Source organism: Halobacillus sp. B23F22_1, assembly GCF_043497005.1.
Classification (GTDB): Bacteria; Bacillota; Bacilli; order Bacillales; family Halobacillaceae; genus Halobacillus_A.
On sequence record NZ_JBIEKE010000002.1, the window covers coordinates 1,271,888 to 1,289,423 of the forward strand.

The window sequence follows — 17,536 nt, forward strand, 5'->3', positions numbered from 1 at the left end:
TTGAAGAGAATGTTTTACTTATCTCGCGGCCTCCAGGTTTAATAAATCATATTAAGGAAATCTTCTTTTGTAATTTTACCTAAAAAGTGAGGAATCTCTACATTCTCAAGCGCCTCATCAATAGCGGCGCGCTCATATTTCACATCGATGAGCTGCTCTTCAACTTCAGAAATATCTCCTACACCGAAGAAGTCGCCATAAATTTTAACATTTCGAATGTACCCTTTTGCGATATCCAGACGGATGTCATAGCTTCCGGCTCCCTCAATCCGTTTCGTATGCTGAATGTTGAACTTAGGTGATTTCCCATAGTTCCAATCCCAGTTGCGATAACGATCATCGGCAATTTTATAGATTTCTTTCCAGTCTTCCTCTTTTAAATGATACTGCGGAACATCTTTTACATCTTCCACATTAAAGATATAACGCAGAATTAGCTGCTTAAACTCATCCATTGTAATCGATTCGTCCAAGTACTCCGAAATGTTTGCTACTCGGCTGCGAATGGATTTGATTCCTTTGGACTTAATTTTCTCCGTCTTTACATTCAATGCAGAAACAACATTCTCAATTTCAGAGTCGAGCATTAACGTTCCGTGACTAAACATACGCCCGCGCGTTGAAAACTGAGCATTTCCGGAAATCTTTCTGCCATCAACCACAATGTCATTACGGCCGGATAATTCCGCTTGAACGCCTAACTTGTTAAGCGCCTGAGTAACAGGTTCTGTAAACTTAGCAAAATCATGAAAACTATCCCCGTCATCCTTCGTAATAAAGCTGAAGTTAAGGTTGCCCAGATCGTGATAAACGGCTCCACCGCCAGATAAGCGGCGTACCACGTGAATTCCGTTTTCTTCTACGTAATTTGTATTGATTTCTTCTACAGTGTTTTGGTTCTTACCAATAATGATGGATGGTTCGTTAATATAAAATAATAAGTAAGTCTCGTTAATATTTAAGTTCTTTAACGCATACTCTTCAATTGCCAAATTAATGCGTGGATCATTTACTCCCTCATGATCTATAAATAACATCGTCTCATCCTTTCCCGCGTTTCACTCTACTTTCCATTGTATAAAATTCGACGATATTTCACAATTTATTGAGCACCGGAATTCCACGTTAATTCATTTTCAGCCAATTTGATATGACCTTTAAACACGTCAGCTGCTTCTTGTTTCAGTATATTCGTTTCTCCAAAGTGAGGCAGATGACTGAGCCATAACGTTTCAACGCCCGCAAGATTTGCAACTCTGCCTGCTTCTTCGCTCGTCATATGCCCAGGTCCGCTTCCATCCATCCCTTTATAAAAGTTCGTATCTGTTATAAGTAAGTCAGATCCTTCTGCAAATGGAGCTAACTCCTCAAAATAGCTAGTATCTGCTGTATAAACGACTTGATCTGTATTACTACAGATTTTCATCGCATAACAAGGAACAGGATGCTTGGTTTGTAAAAATTCAATAGTAAACGGGCCAAGCTCTAAGGGTTGATGCGGATCATAAGCAACACCTTCTGTATACTGATGGGTTAATGATTGTAAACCCTTTTCATCTTGCTCATGGCCAAAAATCGGGAGCACATCGCTCGTTTCCTGAATCGTATTTTGCACGAGCCACGCATATTGTAGAACACCAATGTCCGCGATGTGATCCTGATGATAATGGGATAACACGACAGCATCCAAATCGGTTACTTCTAATTTTTTCTGCAGCTGGGCCAATGCACCACTTCCGCAATCAATTAATAATTTGTAATCCTCTTCTTCAAATAAGTAGCATGAAGTGGCGCTGTTTACAGCTGGGTAGCCGCCCCAATAGCCTATCGTAGTTACTTTCACAACTATCACTCCTTATCAGACTTTTATCCTATTTTTCAATTGTTTTATAACAGATGGTTGAATTCTGAATATTGTTATAATACAATGACTTTACAACAACTTATTGGAGGCGATTTCAAATGATGAATGTCATTGAGTTTTTCCGCAACCTACCTAAAAAGCAGTGCACAAAATGTGGCCATGCGATTCAAGAGCAGGCGGACTGTTACGGCAATGTCTGTGACGAGTGCAGTCATCCTGCCCGTTAATCATAGTATTCCACACCTCTAATGTTTTCGAACATGTAATTTTAATGAGCGGCTAATGAGCGGCTCTTTTTTTTGCATAAAAAATCCACCTCTTTCTACGAAGAGGCGGATTCTTTTAAAGCAATTCGTGCCGTTGATTTTCTTTTAAGCAGTTCATAAGGATACACAAACCGCTGCTCCTGCTGTTGATGACTGCTTTTCATTTTATTAACGAGTACTTGGATGGTTTTCGTCGCCATCTCTCCGACAGGCTGCTGCACAGTCGTAATAGATGGCACCATTAAAAGAGAGATCATTTGGTTATCAAATCCAACCACTGATAAATCATCCGGGATACTATAGCCTGACTGCGAAGCTGCATAAACAATGCCCGCAGCTACTTCATCCGATCCTGTAAATATCCCGTCTACTTTTTTATTTTGCTGTTGGAGATAGGAGAACACTTTTTGTCCATCTTTCACGTCCAGTGCATCTCTGATTTCCAGATTTTCTTCAAAAAATAAATTAAAATCAGCTAACGCCTGCTGAAAACCTAACTTACGCTCGTTCGTAATATGCGTCTCCTGACTTCCAGTAGCGTAAGCAATCGTTATGCACCCTTGCTCTATTAAATGGACCGTTGCGTCGTAGGCGGCCTGACGATGATCAATATGTACCATCGACACTTGATCTGTCTCCATGTACTCATTACAAAGGACAATAGGACCTGATTCGAGATATGGTTCAATCGTTTTCCACTCATTCGATAACGAAGCCATAATAACTCCGTCAACTTGCTTTGTTTTTAACAATTGTAAGTAATCCAATTCCTTCTGTTTCTTATCATGTGTCTGGCAGACAATAACTTGATAGCCGAATTCTGACGCTTCCCGCTCCATCGCTTCAATTAAATGACCAAAAAACGGATTGGTAACACGGGGCAGCAATACAGCAATGGTTTCTGTACGTTGACTGCGCAGCCGGCGAGCCGATGAATTCGGTACATACCCAAGCTGATGCATTGCTTCCATTATCTTTTCTTTTTTCTCTTCCGTGACATAGGGTTGATCGTTAATCACCCGAGATACTGTAGTCCGCGACAATCCTGCCAGGCGGGCCACATCCTCAATAGTAGCCATTTTAACTCCCCCTGATTCAGCCACATTTTGAAATCGTTTTCATAACAAATCATACTAACAACCACCTAAATATGCAAGAGAAAATTTATCGTTGCAGGGTACCAGGTACGCAAAATGAAATACTGTGTACCTGGTACCCAGAAAAAAAGAAAAAAAGAAAAAAAACTGCTGCCTATTCGGCAGCAGTTAGAGGTTGAGGTGCTGGAGGACTTGTTCGACGGCTGCTTCTCCCTGGTCAATACAGTCAGGGAGTCCTATGCCTTCATAAGAAGCACCTGCTAGGTAAACACCTGGCAATTGCTTATTCAATTGCTCTGTGACTTGTTGGATGCGCTCCTTATGCCCTACTGAATATTGCGGCATGGAGTCATACCATCTTGTAACAATTGAAAATTCAGGCTGTTCACTAATTTTCATTATTTGATTGAGATCGCGGAGGGCAATCTCCGTTATTTCTTCATCTGGTAAATCAACCACTTCTTGATCATTCGGTTTTCCAACGTAGCAGCGGAGCATCACTTTGCCTTCGGGTGTAGAGTGAGGCCACTTTTTGTGCGTCCACGTGCATGCAGTAATTCGGAAACGACTATTACGAGAGACAACAAATCCCGTACCGTCAATGTCTTTCTTGATCGCCGAGGCATCAAAGGTCATAGCAACATTTGCAACAGAAGTCGCTTTCAACTCTTTTAGGGTATCCATGAAGTCGTATTGGGAAAGCATGCGCTGTACTGCGAAATAAGGGACAGCAGCGATTACAGCGTCGGCTTTTTCCACGCTTCCATTACTTAATAGAACGTGGTAACCCTCTGCTTTTTTCTCGATGTGATCAATTCCTGTATTTTTATGAACGGACTCCGGCTTCAACTGCCCTTCAATAGCATCGACCAGCGAATGAAGACCATCTTCAAACGTACGGAACATGCTGGGCTTCGGTTTATTTTTTGGCGGCTTCGGAACGGTTTTTCTCAATCCTTTAATTAAACTGCCATGTTCCTGCTCTAATTGATAAAAGTGAGGGAACGTAGCTTGAAGACTTAAATCATCTATATCACCAGCATAAATTCCCGATAATAAAGGTTCAATTAAATTGTCTACCACTTGATTCCCGAGTCTGCGTCTAAAGAACAGTCCTAATGACTGATCCCCTTCGGCCGGCTGCTTTGACTTTATGAGATCCAATGCCGCTCTTGCTTTTCCAGCAGGTGTGAACAAACTTGAAAATAAAAAAGGGCGTATTCTTGTAGGGATGCCCATAAATGATCCGCTCGGCATCTTATGCAGCTTGTCTTTGACAAGAATATAAGCCTGCCCTGTTCCATTCGGAACAAGTTTATCTTCAAGCCCCACTTCACGAGCCAGCCTTGTGGCGCTTTTCTTACGCTCTAAGAAAGAATCCGGACCTCTTTCAATTGTAAAACCGTCACACTTTATCGTATCAATCTTCCCACCTAAATGATTGCTGGCTTCATATAATTGAACATCAATCGGGAGCTGCTTTTCACGAATTTCTTTTTGTAAATAGTAAGCAGCGGTTAATCCGGAGATCCCGCCGCCAGCTATTACTACTTTTTTATGTTCCATACTTAACCCTGCTCTTCAATTTTAGCTAGTACAACACCAGCTAGTGTCCGAATAAACTTAGGGTGGGTATTCGGCATTTCCGGACGGTAATAGTCTGCCCCTACTTCATGACACACTATTTTGCACTCATAATCATTATCATACAGAACTTCAAGGTGGTCAGAAACAAACCCTACAGGTGCGTATACAAAGGAACGATAGCCTTTTTCATGAAAAAGATCTCTCGTTAAATCTTGAACATCTGGTCCAAGCCACGGGTCAGGCGTATTTCCTTCACTTTGCCAGCCAATCTCATATTGTGTGATGCCCGTTTCTTCAGAGATTAATTCAGCTGTTCTTTTTAACTGATCAGGATAAGGGTCGCCGCCTTCTAAAATTTTCTCAGGCAAGCTGTGAGCTGAAACGACTAAGCATGCTTTCGCGCGCTCTTCCTCAGGCATTTTTTCATATTCTGATAAAATGTGTTCACTCCAGTAATCAATGAAACCAGGAGCGTCGTACCAGCTTTCTACTGAACGTATTGTAATGCCGTGTTTTTCAGCTTCTTCCTGCGCACGACCATTGTAAGATTTCACACTGTATGTGGAATAATGAGGGGCCAATACGATAGATACCGCTTCTTCAATGCCATCTTCAGCCATCTTCTGAACAGCATCCTCAACGAAAGGTTCAATATGCTTTAAACCTAAGTACATTTTAAATTCCAATTCATTTTGTTCTTCATTTAACGTATCTTGCAGAGCTGTCGCCTGGTCCTCTGTAATACGGGCCAATGGTGATATGCCCCCAATCGCATTGTAACGGTCACGGAGGTCTTGCAGCATTTCATCAGACGGCTTTCGGCCTTTGCGAATATGTGTATAATAACGTTCTAAATCTTCTTCTTCATAAGGCGTCCCATACGCCATAACGAGCAGACCTACTTGTTTCTTTTCCATTATAATTCACCTCTTAATTCTTTTTTGAATAGTCGTGAATGAGCTGGGTTAGTCGCTTTAAGGTTTCTGGTTTAATGTCCGGCGTAACCCCGTGTCCTAAGTTAAAAATGTGGCTGGGATACTGCTTTCCTTGATCTATAATCGCTTTTGCGCGCTCTTCAATGACATCCCAGTCAGACAGTAAAATGGAAGGATCAAGGTTTCCTTGCAGCGGCTTCGTGATTCCCATGTCTCTTGCTTCTTTAATGGAAAGGCGCCAATCCAAACCTACAACATCAACAGGAAGGTCATTCCATTCAAGCACTAAATGCCTTGCTCCCACTCCAAACATGATTAATGGAACGTCTGTTGATTTTAATTCTGTAAATATCCGCTTCATTACCGGTTTAATAAAAGTTCGGTAATCCTCTACATTTAATGCGCCTACCCATGAATCAAAGATTTGTATAGCGCTTGCTCCAGCAGCAACTTGAGAACGAGCGTAAGTGATCGTCGTCTCCGCCAGTTTGTCCATCAACGCAAACCACGTCTTCGGCTCGCTGTACATGAGAGCTTTTGTCTTATTATAATTTTTGGAGGGGCCGCCCTCAATCATGTAGCTCGCCAGCGTAAATGGCGCGCCAGAAAATCCGATAAGCGGAACATTCAACTGTTCTTGAGTCAATAAACGAATCGTATCCATTACATAAGATACGTCCGTTTCCGGATCAATTGTTCCCAGCTTCTCGATATCCGCTTTACTGCGAATCGGATTGTCAATAACCGGACCGATCCCTTTCTTAATTTCCACATCGACTCCAATGGCAGGTAATGGCGTCATAATGTCTTTATAAAGAATCGCTGCATCCACATCGTATTGCTCAACGGGAAGCCGGGTGACGTAAGCCCCTAATTCCGGTTGGTGTGTAATTTCAAAAAGTGAGTATTTTTCTTTTAATTTATTATATTCCGGCTGCGACCTGCCTGCCTGGCGCATGAACCATACAGGTGTATGATCTGTCTGCTCCCCGCGAAATGCTTTTAAGATTGTGTCATTAAATGGTTTGGTCATCCCTAAAACTCCTTTTTCACGTTCAACGTTTATCCGATTACAACTATACTGATTTTTTAACCAGGTGTATAGAAAAACGATCTTTTCGTCACTGGATTGTGCATTTTTTCACAGGTGTTAATTAACTGTAACTTCATTGGAAGGTTCACCCTCGAGTCCAGTCAGAGGATCATATGGAACTACCACATACTTGCGAGGGTTCAGCAGGCTGAAGGTACTTACACGGTACTCTCCTTCTCCCTTCACATCCCCGACTAACTTCATATCTTCTCCAGTTTTCTCATAAATTCGATAAATGATGCGATCATCTTCACCAGGTGTCCATTCAATTGTACCTGAGACAATCCTGAACCCACCAAAGCTTACAGACCCTTTAGCATCCGTGATTTCAGGCAGTGAGATCGGTTCAGGGAGGTTTTCAGCACCTTCAGGGCGTTTAAATGAAGCTGTCATATCTTTTTGATTATCGACCTCTGACAAAATAGACTTCATTAGAGCTGTAGGGTATTCACTGCCACCCGTTAGATAATAATCGTCTCCGGATTGATCATAGCCCATCCATAGTGACCCCACGTAATCTGGCGTGTAGCCTACAAACCAAGCATCTTTATTTTCACCCTCTACGGAAGGATGCTGCTGTGTGCCTGTTTTTCCTGCGAGAGCTTTAGAAAAGCTTCCTGCCTGTGCGGTACCGATTTCCACTGTCTTTTCTAACATCTGGGTCATATCCCATGCTGTTTGTTCATTAAATACTTGTTTCTCCTTTTGTTCATGCTGGTGGATGACTTCACCGTTTCGATCAATAATCTGTTGTATCGTAAAACCGTTTGTCACTTTTCCTTCGTTAGCAAAACTGCGGTATGCCTCAGTTAATTGCAAAGGGGTGTATCCTTCTGATAAACCACCTAACGCAAGGGATAGTCCCTCATCTTCTGTTGGCAATCCAAGGTCATCTAAATATTTCTTCGCATAATCAATTCCCATTTGGTCTAGCAGCCAAACGGCAGGAGCATTCTTAGATTCGATGATCGCTTGATAAATAGAAGTAAAGCCATCATATTCTCCATCATAGTTTCTTGGCGTGTAATCTCCATAACTTCTCTCTTTGTCTTCTAATAATGAATAAGGAATATACTTTTTGTGCATAAGTGCCGGTCCATAAACGGACAAAGGTTTAATAACTGAACCAGGCTGTTTACGCGTTAATGCACGGTTACGTTCTCCATGCTTAAAATCGCGACCTCCCACCAAAGCAGCTACTGCTCCGGTCTTTTGATTCATTAAAGTAAAAGCTCCTTCGACCTCACCTTGAGATCCAGGGGCAAATTCTCCATTTTTCATTTGATCGGCAGCGATTCGCTGTATGTCTGGGTCCATTTCGACGACAATTTTATAACCGCCTCGTTTTAGTTCGTCTCGAGAAATGTGGTAAATCCTCTCAGCTTCGCGTATCGCCGCATCTACATAGCTGTTGCTCCATGTTTCTTCTTTCTCGTCTTTTCTTTCCTCACCTAATGTAGCTCCTTGAAGACTAACCATTTCTTCAGCCGCAATCATATCCAGTGCTTCCATTCGCGCCAGCACAGTATTCCGCCTGTTTAATGCATGCTCTGGATGATCAAAAGGCGAATATGAGTTAGGAGCTTTAGGAAGTCCCGCTAACAGGGCACCCTGAGCAACAGTTAAATCTTTTATCGATGTATTGAAATATGTTTTGGACGCTTCCTCTACTCCATAGGACCCTCCGCCAAAATAAATCGTATTTAAATAAAGCTCCAAAATCTCATCCTTTGTATACTTTCGCTCCAAATGTATGGCTGCCATGACTTCTTTCGTTTTACGCATCCACGATTTTTCGTTCGTTAAAAAAAGATTTTTAGCGAGCTGCTGAGTGATCGTACTGCCGCCCTCTACCTTATCCATAGCAATGATATCTCGATAAACCGCACGTAAAATCGCTTTAAAATCCACTCCTGAATGTTCATAGAACCTGCCATCTTCTATCGCAATAAAAGCTTCTTGAACATGAGCAGGAATATCATCTATATCAACCAAAGTCCGGTTTTCTGTATAAATCCTTTCTAATACTTCCCCTTCTTTCGTCTCAACCGTAGAGGCCGTATTTAAGGCTAAGTCTTTTTCTGAGACAACAAACCTTCCCCCAAAAAGTATGATTAAAAATCCAATGATGGCTAAGAACACAAGAGCTGTAACAATGACAGCCGGCCACTTCACCCGCCTTATCCAACGCGGCATTGGAGGTATTTTTAATTTTGTTTTCAAGCCTCGTGCATCCTTTCTTCTTCCATGTGTTAAAGCTTGCAGAAGTTTTGTCTAACTTGCTACACTTAAAGCGTGATGTAGGAAAGGAGACAAACTTATGACCGTATCTATGACAAATGGTACCTTAAACTATTTAGCAAAGCTACAACAGGAACACCCTGAACTTTTGTTAATGCAAGATCAAGACAAAACCGTGGCTTTCTATGAAGGAGAACAATCTTCTTTTTTTGCTGAAGGCAGAGATTATGAAATCGTTGAATCTGTAGGTAATGTTCAGCCGGCGGGATTTGTCGTCATGAATAACATCCCTGTCTCTGACGAGGGTCGCCCTGTATTTGAAGACCGATTTAAGAAGCGCGCCGGCAGTGTGGAAAACATGGATGGCTTTCAGGCCATTCGTATTCTAAGACCTGTAAAAGGAAATACCTACGTTGTATTTACTCAGTGGCGCAATGAACAGAGTTTCGAAGATTGGAAGAATTCTCAGGCTTTTGAAAAAGCACACGACAACTCTGGTCCTAATAATAAAGAAAAGCCTTCATTTATTGATGGCAAACCATATATTACAAAATATCAAATGATCCAGCCCGATTAACACATAGCAAAAGTGAGCGGCATTTACCGCTCACTTTTTTATTCACCTGTATTTTCTTCAAAAAAACTTTCGAACTGCTCAGTTGGATTCTCTCCCATAATACGATCCTGCTCTTCCCCGTTTTCATAGTGAACGAGAGTTGGTGTCGCTTCAATTCCATATTTATTCCATTCGCTTTCAAATTCCAACAGGTTCATTTTCTTCATATCGACGTTCATATCTTGAGCAAGCGGTACAAGTTCAGGGGTCGTATTTTGACAATGAACACAGTCAGGACTATAAAAGTAAACTGTTACAGGTTCCCCTGATTCAATTTCTTCTTCCAGTTCATCTGGTAAGATCTGATTCTGGTAGTTAGGATCATCGAGTTGATCAATTGTTCCCTGCTCAAGGTTATCTTTTTCGTAAGGATTATCTGCTGATTTTTGAGAATTTTGATAGTTGACTACAAAAGCTAAGATGACGACCAGAGCCACTAACACTGTCGCAAAAATAATCATATTCTTTTTCATTACCTGTTTCTCCTTTGCACCCGAATCGTTAGTACGTGACTAACAAAAATAATAATAAATGCTGTTCCTGCTAGAAATGGAATGGTCATAAAACCAAGCCAGTTAATATACTCCGCGTTACAAGGCACTACTCCGCACGAATCACCAGCAGATTGAAAAGCAGGAACTTTTTGAATCATATAATGATAAATGGAAACACATGTCCCTATTCCGCTTAACGCTAACCCTGCTGCCGCCGCTTCTGTATTTCTCCGAATTAACGATGCGCCGTAGATAACAACCAAAGGATACATAAGAATCCGCTGATACCAGCATAATTCACAAGGTGTATAGTTAAGTATCTCTGAAAAAAACAAACTCCCCAGCGTTGCAGCTAATGAGGCAGCCCATGCTATAAATAGTAAGGTTTCGCTTCTCTTTTTCATTTTCTAAATTCCTTTCTTCCTCTCTCCCACTGTTATTATACTAGGTATTCTTTTGAAATCAAAATAGGAAATACAATCTGGTTGATTTTACGTTTAAACCAGAAAGAACAGGGAATATTTGAAATGTGCCAAGATTTTTCAGAAAGGATGATCATGAAATGGACGAAAAAATGCAACAATTAATCGATGGACTCAACGAAGACCTAGCGAATGAATACGCGGCGACCATTATGTATACTTACAATGCTGCCGTCGTATCCGGTTTATACCGATCTGTGCTCAAGCCGTTCTTCGAAAGTGAAGTAGCGGATGAACAAGGTCATGCTTTATACCTTGCTGAGAAAATCAGCATTTTAGGAGGCACACCAACGACTACTCCTGCTGAGGTGAAGCAGCATACTGAAGTAAAATCTATGCTCAGAGAAGCGCGAGAAGCAGAACGTGCAACAATTGAAAGATATGAAGAGCGTAAACAGCAAGCTGAAGAACTTAACTTAACTGAATTGTCCGTGAAGCTTGATGACCTTATTTCTGATGAAACGGGTCATATGGAAGAAATCGATCGATTGCTTCAGGATTCCAGACTTCACGAATAAAGATTATTACCAAAAAAAGCCTGTCGACTCATTCGACAGGCTTTTTTTCATGATGAGCTGCGCTCACCTTAAGTATTTTCCCTTGCTTTAACTATTAAAAATAGTCTGATATATTAAGTACAACATTAAGACAAGGAGAGGTCGAAACTATGTGGAACAATATTTTTGAAGCCATTGAGGATCAATATGAGAATATGGTGAGCACGCGCCGCTACTTACACCAGCATCCAGAAGTATCTTTTGAAGAAACAGAAACATCTGCATTCATTCAGAAAACGTATGACCGCTTAGGCATTCCATACGAAAAAAATGTAGGGGGGAATGGAGTTCTCGCTACTTTAAAAGGGGGAAAACCTGGTAAAAAAATTGCGTTACGAGCTGACTTCGACGCTCTTCCGATTCATGAAGAAAATGATGTGGAATACAAATCAAAAGTCGACGGCGTGATGCACGCATGCGGTCACGACGGTCATACAGCCGCTTTATTAGGACTGGCTGAAGCCATTTTACCTTTCCAGGAAGAATTACCAGGAACGATCGTTTTTTTACACCAGCACGCCGAGGAATACGCCCCCGGCGGAGCTAAACCGATTATAGAGTCTGGAGCCCTGGATGATGTAGACGCTGTCTTTGGTACTCATTTATGGGTCAACACGCCTACGGGAGTCATTCAAACGACAAAAGGGCCTTTTATGGCTGGAGCCGATCGTTTTCATATTACAGTTAAAGGAAAGGGCGGACACGGTGCCATTCCTCATCAGACGAAGGATGCCATTGTGATCGCTTCTCAAATTGTTTCCTCTTTACAACAAATCGCCAGCAGACGAGTAAATCCTTTGGACACTGCTGTATTAACAGTGGGTACGTTCGAGTCAGGTGATGCTTTTAACGTTATTGCGGATTCTGCTTTTTTAACAGGAACTGTTCGAACGTTTAGACCTGAGGTACAGGAATTAATCATCGAAGAAATGGAAAAAGTGATTAAAGGAGCATGCACGGGGAATGATGCAGATTATGAATTTGACTATTTTAAAGGTTATACACCTGTAGTCAATCACGAAAAGGAAGCCTCATTAATTTTACGTGATGCCCCTAAAGCTGATGCTTCCCTTACTACGGAAGAAGTGGAACCTGTCATGGCAGGTGAGGATTTTGCTTATTACTTGGAAAACAAGCCGGGAGCCTTTTACTTTACAGGCGCCCAAATTCCAGATCATTATTATCCGCACCATCATCCAAAATTTGATTTTGATGAAAAGGCGCTCCCACACGCCGCCAAAACCTTGATTCAAGCTTACCGTTCTTATCAGGAACAAGCCTAACGGAGCAGGCGGAGGCGATGAACATTCATCGTCGTCTCCCCTAACTGCTCCAACAGCCTTCCATTGGCTACATACCCAACAACAGCCCCCAAGCCAGGTAAAAGCTGCATAAGTTTCACGAGATCAATCGTATCTCGATACTCTATCTGCAGGGTTTTCCAATCGATTTGCTTCCTTGTCTCTCCTTCATTTTCCCAATTCACTAACAAGTCTCTCACTTTAACCCGCTGCTCATCACTTGAAAAAGCCAGCATAAAAATGTGGAGTAAAAACACTCTTTCTTCATATCGATGGACGTCCAGCCCATAATATTGTCCCGCGTCAAATAAGAACTTCATTTTGATGCTTAATAATAATGGAAAGTCAGCCACTCCAAGCCAGAAACCACCAGCTCCAGTACCTGCCCCTTCCCAGGAGGCCGTCGATTTATATTGTTGCAGACGTTCGATCACCAGTTGTTCACGTTCGTAGAATGACCAGCCTTCTTGTTGCTCGATAGGACGGATATATTGCGACGACGTTAAAGATAATTCAATCATTTTTTTAATACTTTCAGTCACAACGGAATGAACTCGCTCTGGGATTTTTTTATTCACCTTCGATTGAAACCCTTTTGAGGTTCTTTGAATCACGCCAGAACGCTTCTCAAGTGATCGGCTCCAACGCAGGGCTTCTTTATACTTCTTCTCTTCATAATTTCTCATGATAACCCTCCAAAAATGCGGCCACCGCATATGTCTTACACCAGACGTGGTTTCACGTAGCTTTGAATAAAGATGTAGGTGAACAACGTGCCTCCTGCCGCCACGATGATTACACCTGTCAAATTCCACTGCATTAAGAACAGCAACGTAAATAATATGGTTTGAAAAAGCATCAGCTGCTTTAAGAAGGTAAGCATCGCTTGCTGCTTCCATTCTTTTTTAACAGGATATAAATCGAGCCAAACAATGATTCTGTGATGATTCCAAAGTGACATCATTTGAAAAGCACTTAAGTAAAGGAAAAGAATTGCGAAAGCAACCTTAACCCATAGATTAGGAACAAACCAAATCGCAAGGCCACCAATTGCAATTAACCGGAAATACATCCCTAAATAATCGCTGCTCCTAATAAAAGTAATCCGATACAAATAGGTAAACGTCTCGTTCTGACGATAAGGGATAGAAGTGGTCAATAATCGTACAAGCGCATGTCGTTTCTTTACTGTATTTCGTAAATGAGGCACATCCGTAAACATGTTGGCAATCCGGTAAAAAGTTCGCATTCTAGCTTGATCTTTAAGAACTAGCAAATCAAAGACGAGGCCGGCCTTTTTACTTGAATATTGGTAAATATAAATCACTAAACCAACAAGAATGATAGTTACTATACCTACAAATAAAAGTTCATTTTCCGCAAAGAAAAAGAACAAACTAATGGTAACTATGGTTCTAATCGTTTGATCAGTCAAACGAATCACAGGGTTTCTTTCTTTTAACATCCACCAATTCGCAAACATGTTTAACGCTTTAACCACAAGCAATCCAACAAGCATGTAAAGATAATGGTTCATTCCTAATTCAGGATAGGATTCAAAGTAAAGCGGTCCCAGGGCAGCCACAACAAGAAAGACTAAATAAAGCTGTATGATGAAGCTGTATCCTAAGCATCGCTTGAAATAACCCTTTAACTGGTGTTCAGCAGGTAAGAGAAACACTAAATCAGGTTCCTTTAATAAAGTTCGAACAGGGCTGTAGCTGGCCGCCAGTCCAAAAACAACACCTATGACCCAGGCTGTCGGAAAGTCTTCCGGAAGATCCACCAGCCACCTCTGATAGTAGTAGGCAAGGGCTGAGATAAAAAAGAACATAGCAATCGCAATATGCCCATTAAAAATATATTTTAAATACCGGCTTGTTTCTTTAATATGAGCCTGAAAACGCTGACTCCATAAATCTCTTGCATTAATCATCGGCGTCTTCCTTTGTTAACTGGATATAAATATCATCTAAAGAGGCACGCGGCTTTCCAAATGATTGGCGCAGCTCCTCTAAAGTACCAAGGGCACGGATTTCTCCATCATGTAAAATGACAAATCTGTCACAATACTTTTCAGCCGTCGCCAATATATGGGTTGACATGAGTATACCCGCTCCCTTCTCCTTCATTTCCTCCATGAGTTCCAGGTAAGATTGAATGCCTAAAGGGTCTAAACCAACGAAGGGTTCGTCTACAATGTAGAGGTCTGGCTCAATTAAGAATGCACACATGATCATCACCTTTTGTCTCATCCCTTTAGAAAAGTGAACAGGAAACCAGTTCAACTTTTTAGACAAACGGAACTCTTTGAGCAGCGGATCAAGTCTCTTCTTAAACGTTGCTTCAGGAATATTATAAGCCATTGCCGTTAAATGAAGATGTTCGTATAACGTCAGTTCATCATAAAGAATCGGAACTTCTGGAATATAGCCGAGCTGCTGGCGATAGCCTTCGGGATTTTCATCAAATGTTGTCCCATTAATAGCCACCTTTCCTTTTTTCGCCTGCATCATTCCAATCACATGTTTAATGGTCGTACTCTTCCCTGCTCCATTTAGTCCGATTAAACCTACTATTTCATTTGGGAAAACATCAAACGAGATCCCATGCAGTACATTTTTATGGGTGTACCCTCCATATAAATCTTCTATATGTAATAATGAGTTCAAATTAATCCCTCTTTCTCGCATACTGCTTTCTAATAAAATTTTATCATAATCTAATGAGCGTGACACTTAAACACCATAGATGGCTTACAATCGAGAAATATATCCCTTTTATGATACAATTATACAAAACAATTATGTAAGGAGTGACGAAAAAATGAATCATGACAGTAACTGTATTTTTTGTAAGATCATTAACGGAGACATCCCATCAGCGAAAGTATATGAAGACGAAGACGTGTATGCGTTCCTTGATATCAGCCAAGTAACAAAAGGGCACACTCTCGTTATTCCAAAGACACATACAAAAGATATTTATTCAACAAATGAGCAGGTTGCTGAAAAATTGTTCGCTCGCATCCCAAAAGTAGCCAGCGCCCTCAAGAGTGCTTTTCAGCCTATTGGACTGAATCTCCTGAATAATAACGAAGAACCGGCCGGCCAATCTGTTTTCCATTTACATATTCACCTTATCCCCCGCTATGGTGAATATGATGGATTTGAACCAAATTGGATCGTTCACACAGATGATTATTCAAACGAAGAACTTCAAGCCATGGCCAAAGAAATTAACAGCCGAATCGGCTAGTCAACTTGTAAAATCAACTGGTTTTGCTATAATAATGTATGCATCTGCAACCGATCAAAGGATACGGTTGAGGTGAAATAGAGGAGTTTAGTAGAGAAGAGGAGAGAAAAACAAATGAATACACGAGTTTTAGTTATGCTTTCATTATTAGTCGGAATGGGTGCGGTTTTGCACGCTGTCCTGCCGCCATTTTTCTTAGGAATGCGGCCTGATATGATGCTTGCGATGATGTTTTTAGGCATTATCCTATTTCCTAAGCTGCCGTACGTCTTGATTTTATCCGCTGCTTCCGGGATGATTTCAGCTTTAACTACGACGGTACCAGGCGGACAACTGGCAAATTTAATTGATAAGCCCATTACTGCGCTCATCTTTTTTGCACTATTTTTAAGCTTACGTAATGTGCTGAAACATAGTGCAGCACCTGTTTTAACAGCGATAGGTACGCTCATTAGCGGAACTATATTTCTAAGCTGTGTCCTTTTTGTCATTGGAATGATGGAAGCTAGCTTTGGAGCCATGTTCTTGACGATTGTACTGCCTACAGCAGTTATTAATACGGCAGCCATAGTAGTTATTTATCCAGTGGCACAAACTATACTCAAGCGTACAACACCAGCTCAGCTTATGAGCGTTTAAAGCAAAAAGGTGGTCTTAGTCATCACCCAAGGCCGCTACTTGAATTTGTAGCGGCCTGTTTTATTTCAATTATTAGGTTTTAAACGTACATATTAAGAGAAAATAATAAATAGTCATAGTTTCTGAAAGGAGTTTTTCTCATGGCAAATGCGAAATCTTTAGTTTTAGGGATCATCATTGGTGGTGCTGCAAGTGCTGCTTACACATTACTCAATACTCCATCTTCCGGGCGAGACTTCCGGGAAAACGCTCGATTGAAAAGTGAAAATCTAAAAACTACGATCTTAAGCCTGAAGGAAGAAGGATTACAACTAAAAGATCAAATTGCTCAAACGTCAAAAGAAGGTGCTGAACTTATCAAAGAGTTGACTGATGACGTAAAGAGCTCGGTCGAAAGCTGGAAGCGCACAGTTGAACCTCATCAGAAAAACATCCAGAAATATTTAGAGCAAATCGAAGAAAGCTTAAAAGAACTTGAAGAAAAAGCTAAAGCTGAGCAGAATACAGATCCAGCCGACGAAGATACTCAGCCTAGCCACTAGTACCTATTCAAAGAGAGTTTTCAGAGTGAGGGACCTGAGAATTCTCTTTTTTAATGGCTGCGTGTAACTCTAGAAACACGTAGATAAAAGATGTATCATTACTTCCTCCATCTTTTTTAAAAAATGGGACATAACTAAATAAAACAAAAAATAATCCGAACGATTCTAGAGAAATCATTTCGGATTATTTATGTTGATGAGACTCCACACCACCGCTCCGTCAAAACACTCCGCTTTCCGTGGGCACGGCCTCAGCTTCCTCGGAAAGCAAAGAGCGCTTTCCTGCGGGATCTTCGACTCGCGCTGTTCCCACAGGAGTCTGCGTGTTTTGGCTACGCTAATGATCTGCGTGTATGCATTCGTTCGTTTTTTGAATTCCCTGCTTTAGGTATGTCCCGGCCTCTTAGTCTGTCGTAAAAAAATGAATATAAATATGGCGTCTCTGGTTCCTGCATTAGATTCTAAAGAAAAGGAACAGGAAAAAGCGCCGCTTTCACAGGGCAAGGAGGGAAAGTCTCTAACCGTTTAGACGGATTTTCCGTCATCCACTAGCTGCTTTTATCG

19 protein-coding genes are annotated in these 17,536 nt (G+C 41.4%); 7 read left to right on the forward strand and 12 right to left on the reverse strand.

Translation table 11 applies throughout. The annotated features are described in order from the left end of the window. Window positions 1–38: 38 nt before the first annotated feature. Together lplA and ACGTNH_RS14300 are read right to left on the reverse strand one after the other, a co-directional pair. Window positions 39–1,037: a lipoate--protein ligase gene (gene lplA, locus ACGTNH_RS14295; protein WP_394587551.1), complete on the reverse strand. Its 999-nt coding sequence runs from the start codon at window positions 1,035–1,037 to the stop codon at window positions 39–41. Window positions 1,038–1,102: 65 nt separating this feature from the next. Then, window positions 1,103–1,843, reverse strand: coding sequence for an MBL fold metallo-hydrolase (locus tag ACGTNH_RS14300; RefSeq protein WP_394587552.1), 741 nt, complete (start codon window positions 1,841–1,843; stop codon window positions 1,103–1,105). A gap of 119 nt (window positions 1,844–1,962) precedes the next feature. Between ACGTNH_RS14300 and yhfH the strand changes: the two genes are divergently transcribed. Next, window positions 1,963–2,091 carry a protein YhfH gene (gene yhfH / locus ACGTNH_RS14305; RefSeq protein WP_101843432.1) on the forward strand — a complete coding sequence of 43 codons (129 nt, stop codon included), beginning with the start codon at window positions 1,963–1,965 and terminating at the stop codon, window positions 2,089–2,091. A gap of 95 nt (window positions 2,092–2,186) precedes the next feature. On the opposite strand, the gene ACGTNH_RS14310 is transcribed toward yhfH, so the two are convergent. From ACGTNH_RS14310 to ACGTNH_RS14330, 5 genes are all read right to left on the reverse strand, one after another. Further along, window positions 2,187–3,209 carry a LacI family DNA-binding transcriptional regulator gene (locus ACGTNH_RS14310; RefSeq protein WP_394587553.1) on the reverse strand — a complete coding sequence of 341 codons (1,023 nt, stop codon included), beginning with the start codon at window positions 3,207–3,209 and terminating at the stop codon, window positions 2,187–2,189. Between the two features lie 186 nt (window positions 3,210–3,395). Continuing rightward, complete coding sequence (gene hemY / locus ACGTNH_RS14315; protein ID WP_394587554.1) at window positions 3,396–4,793, reverse strand: protoporphyrinogen oxidase; 1,398 nt, start codon at window positions 4,791–4,793, stop codon at window positions 3,396–3,398. Between the two features lie 2 nt (window positions 4,794–4,795). Further along, window positions 4,796–5,731: a ferrochelatase gene (hemH, locus tag ACGTNH_RS14320; RefSeq protein ID WP_394587555.1), complete on the reverse strand. Its 936-nt coding sequence runs from the start codon at window positions 5,729–5,731 to the stop codon at window positions 4,796–4,798. Window positions 5,732–5,744: 13 nt separating this feature from the next. After that, window positions 5,745–6,782, reverse strand: coding sequence for a uroporphyrinogen decarboxylase (gene hemE / locus ACGTNH_RS14325; protein WP_394587556.1), 1,038 nt, complete (start codon window positions 6,780–6,782; stop codon window positions 5,745–5,747). 117 nt (window positions 6,783–6,899) lie between these two features. Beyond that, window positions 6,900–9,065 (reverse strand): transglycosylase domain-containing protein, encoded by a 2,166-nt coding sequence (locus tag ACGTNH_RS14330; protein ID WP_394587557.1) that lies wholly within the window; start codon window positions 9,063–9,065, stop codon window positions 6,900–6,902. Window positions 9,066–9,162: 97 nt separating this feature from the next. On the opposite strand from ACGTNH_RS14330, the gene ACGTNH_RS14335 reads away from it, so the two are divergent. After that, entirely contained in the window at window positions 9,163–9,660 is a 498-nt protein-coding gene (locus ACGTNH_RS14335) for an antibiotic biosynthesis monooxygenase family protein (protein ID WP_394587558.1), read from the forward strand. Window positions 9,661–9,698: 38 nt separating this feature from the next. Here the strand turns inward: ACGTNH_RS14335 and ACGTNH_RS14340 are convergent, their stop codons facing one another. Together ACGTNH_RS14340 and ACGTNH_RS14345 are read right to left on the reverse strand one after the other, a co-directional pair. Further along, the gene (locus tag ACGTNH_RS14340) at window positions 9,699–10,172 is read right to left on the reverse strand and encodes a thioredoxin family protein (protein WP_394587559.1); all 474 of its coding nucleotides are present in this window, start codon (window positions 10,170–10,172) and stop codon (window positions 9,699–9,701) included. Beyond that, window positions 10,172–10,597, reverse strand: a complete 426-nt coding sequence (locus ACGTNH_RS14345; protein ID WP_394587560.1) for a disulfide oxidoreductase — start codon at window positions 10,595–10,597, stop codon at window positions 10,172–10,174. Before ACGTNH_RS14345 ends, ACGTNH_RS14340 begins: the two co-directional genes overlap by 1 nt. A 158-nt stretch (window positions 10,598–10,755) precedes the next feature. Here ACGTNH_RS14345 and ACGTNH_RS14350 point away from each other — a divergent pair, with 158 nt between their 5' ends. Next, entirely contained in the window at window positions 10,756–11,193 is a 438-nt protein-coding gene (locus tag ACGTNH_RS14350) for a ferritin-like domain-containing protein (protein WP_394587561.1), read from the forward strand. Window positions 11,194–11,342: 149 nt separating this feature from the next. Then, window positions 11,343–12,515: a M20 metallopeptidase family protein gene (locus ACGTNH_RS14355; protein ID WP_394587562.1), complete on the forward strand. Its 1,173-nt coding sequence runs from the start codon at window positions 11,343–11,345 to the stop codon at window positions 12,513–12,515. Here the strand turns inward: ACGTNH_RS14355 and ACGTNH_RS14360 are convergent. The 3 genes from ACGTNH_RS14360 to ACGTNH_RS14370 are packed head-to-tail and all read right to left on the reverse strand — an operon-like array spanning window position 12,512 to window position 15,205. Further along, window positions 12,512–13,219, reverse strand: coding sequence for an EcsC family protein (locus tag ACGTNH_RS14360; RefSeq protein ID WP_394587563.1), 708 nt, complete (start codon window positions 13,217–13,219; stop codon window positions 12,512–12,514). The two genes, ACGTNH_RS14355 and ACGTNH_RS14360, sit on opposite strands and share 4 nt — an antisense overlap. 35 nt (window positions 13,220–13,254) lie before the next feature. After that, complete coding sequence (locus tag ACGTNH_RS14365) at window positions 13,255–14,469, reverse strand: ABC transporter permease (RefSeq protein ID WP_394587564.1); 1,215 nt, start codon at window positions 14,467–14,469, stop codon at window positions 13,255–13,257. Then, window positions 14,462–15,205 carry an ABC transporter ATP-binding protein gene (locus ACGTNH_RS14370; RefSeq protein ID WP_394587565.1) on the reverse strand — a complete coding sequence of 248 codons (744 nt, stop codon included), beginning with the start codon at window positions 15,203–15,205 and terminating at the stop codon, window positions 14,462–14,464. Before ACGTNH_RS14370 ends, ACGTNH_RS14365 begins: the two co-directional genes overlap by 8 nt. Window positions 15,206–15,359: 154 nt before the next feature. Here ACGTNH_RS14370 and ACGTNH_RS14375 point away from each other — a divergent pair, with 154 nt between their 5' ends. The 3 genes from ACGTNH_RS14375 to ACGTNH_RS14385 all read left to right on the forward strand — a co-directional run bounded on the left by ACGTNH_RS14375 (window position 15,360) and on the right by ACGTNH_RS14385 (window position 16,972). Then, window positions 15,360–15,791 carry an HIT family protein gene (locus ACGTNH_RS14375; RefSeq protein WP_394587566.1) on the forward strand — a complete coding sequence of 144 codons (432 nt, stop codon included), beginning with the start codon at window positions 15,360–15,362 and terminating at the stop codon, window positions 15,789–15,791. A 114-nt stretch (window positions 15,792–15,905) separates the two neighbouring features. After that, entirely contained in the window at window positions 15,906–16,430 is a 525-nt protein-coding gene (locus ACGTNH_RS14380) for a tryptophan transporter (RefSeq protein ID WP_394587567.1), read from the forward strand. A gap of 140 nt (window positions 16,431–16,570) precedes the next feature. Further along, complete coding sequence (locus ACGTNH_RS14385; RefSeq protein WP_394587568.1) at window positions 16,571–16,972, forward strand: YtxH domain-containing protein; 402 nt, start codon at window positions 16,571–16,573, stop codon at window positions 16,970–16,972. Window positions 16,973–17,536: the final 564 nt, after the last annotated feature.

Excerpts from the sequence above, each read along its gene's own strand:
- lplA (WP_394587551.1), bottom strand. The coding sequence starts at position 1,037 with ATGTTATTTATAGATCATGAGGGAGTAAATGATCCACGCATTAATTTG.
- yhfH (WP_101843432.1), top strand. The coding sequence starts at position 1,963 with ATGATGAATGTCATTGAGTTTTTCCGCAACCTACCTAAAAAGCAGTGC.
- ACGTNH_RS14310 (WP_394587553.1), bottom strand. The coding sequence starts at position 3,209 with ATGGCTACTATTGAGGATGTGGCCCGCCTGGCAGGATTGTCGCGGACT.
- hemY (WP_394587554.1), bottom strand. The coding sequence starts at position 4,793 with ATGGAACATAAAAAAGTAGTAATAGCTGGCGGCGGGATCTCCGGATTA.
- hemH (WP_394587555.1), bottom strand. The coding sequence starts at position 5,731 with ATGGAAAAGAAACAAGTAGGTCTGCTCGTTATGGCGTATGGGACGCCT.
- hemE (WP_394587556.1), bottom strand. The coding sequence starts at position 6,782 with ATGACCAAACCATTTAATGACACAATCTTAAAAGCATTTCGCGGGGAG.
- ACGTNH_RS14335 (WP_394587558.1), top strand. The coding sequence starts at position 9,163 with ATGACCGTATCTATGACAAATGGTACCTTAAACTATTTAGCAAAGCTA.
- ACGTNH_RS14340 (WP_394587559.1), bottom strand. The coding sequence starts at position 10,172 with ATGAAAAAGAATATGATTATTTTTGCGACAGTGTTAGTGGCTCTGGTC.
- ACGTNH_RS14345 (WP_394587560.1), bottom strand. The coding sequence starts at position 10,597 with ATGAAAAAGAGAAGCGAAACCTTACTATTTATAGCATGGGCTGCCTCA.
- ACGTNH_RS14350 (WP_394587561.1), top strand. The coding sequence starts at position 10,756 with ATGGACGAAAAAATGCAACAATTAATCGATGGACTCAACGAAGACCTA.
- ACGTNH_RS14355 (WP_394587562.1), top strand. The coding sequence starts at position 11,343 with ATGTGGAACAATATTTTTGAAGCCATTGAGGATCAATATGAGAATATG.
- ACGTNH_RS14360 (WP_394587563.1), bottom strand. The coding sequence starts at position 13,219 with ATGAGAAATTATGAAGAGAAGAAGTATAAAGAAGCCCTGCGTTGGAGC.
- ACGTNH_RS14365 (WP_394587564.1), bottom strand. The coding sequence starts at position 14,469 with ATGATTAATGCAAGAGATTTATGGAGTCAGCGTTTTCAGGCTCATATT.
- ACGTNH_RS14375 (WP_394587566.1), top strand. The coding sequence starts at position 15,360 with ATGAATCATGACAGTAACTGTATTTTTTGTAAGATCATTAACGGAGAC.
- ACGTNH_RS14380 (WP_394587567.1), top strand. The coding sequence starts at position 15,906 with ATGAATACACGAGTTTTAGTTATGCTTTCATTATTAGTCGGAATGGGT.
- ACGTNH_RS14385 (WP_394587568.1), top strand. The coding sequence starts at position 16,571 with ATGGCAAATGCGAAATCTTTAGTTTTAGGGATCATCATTGGTGGTGCT.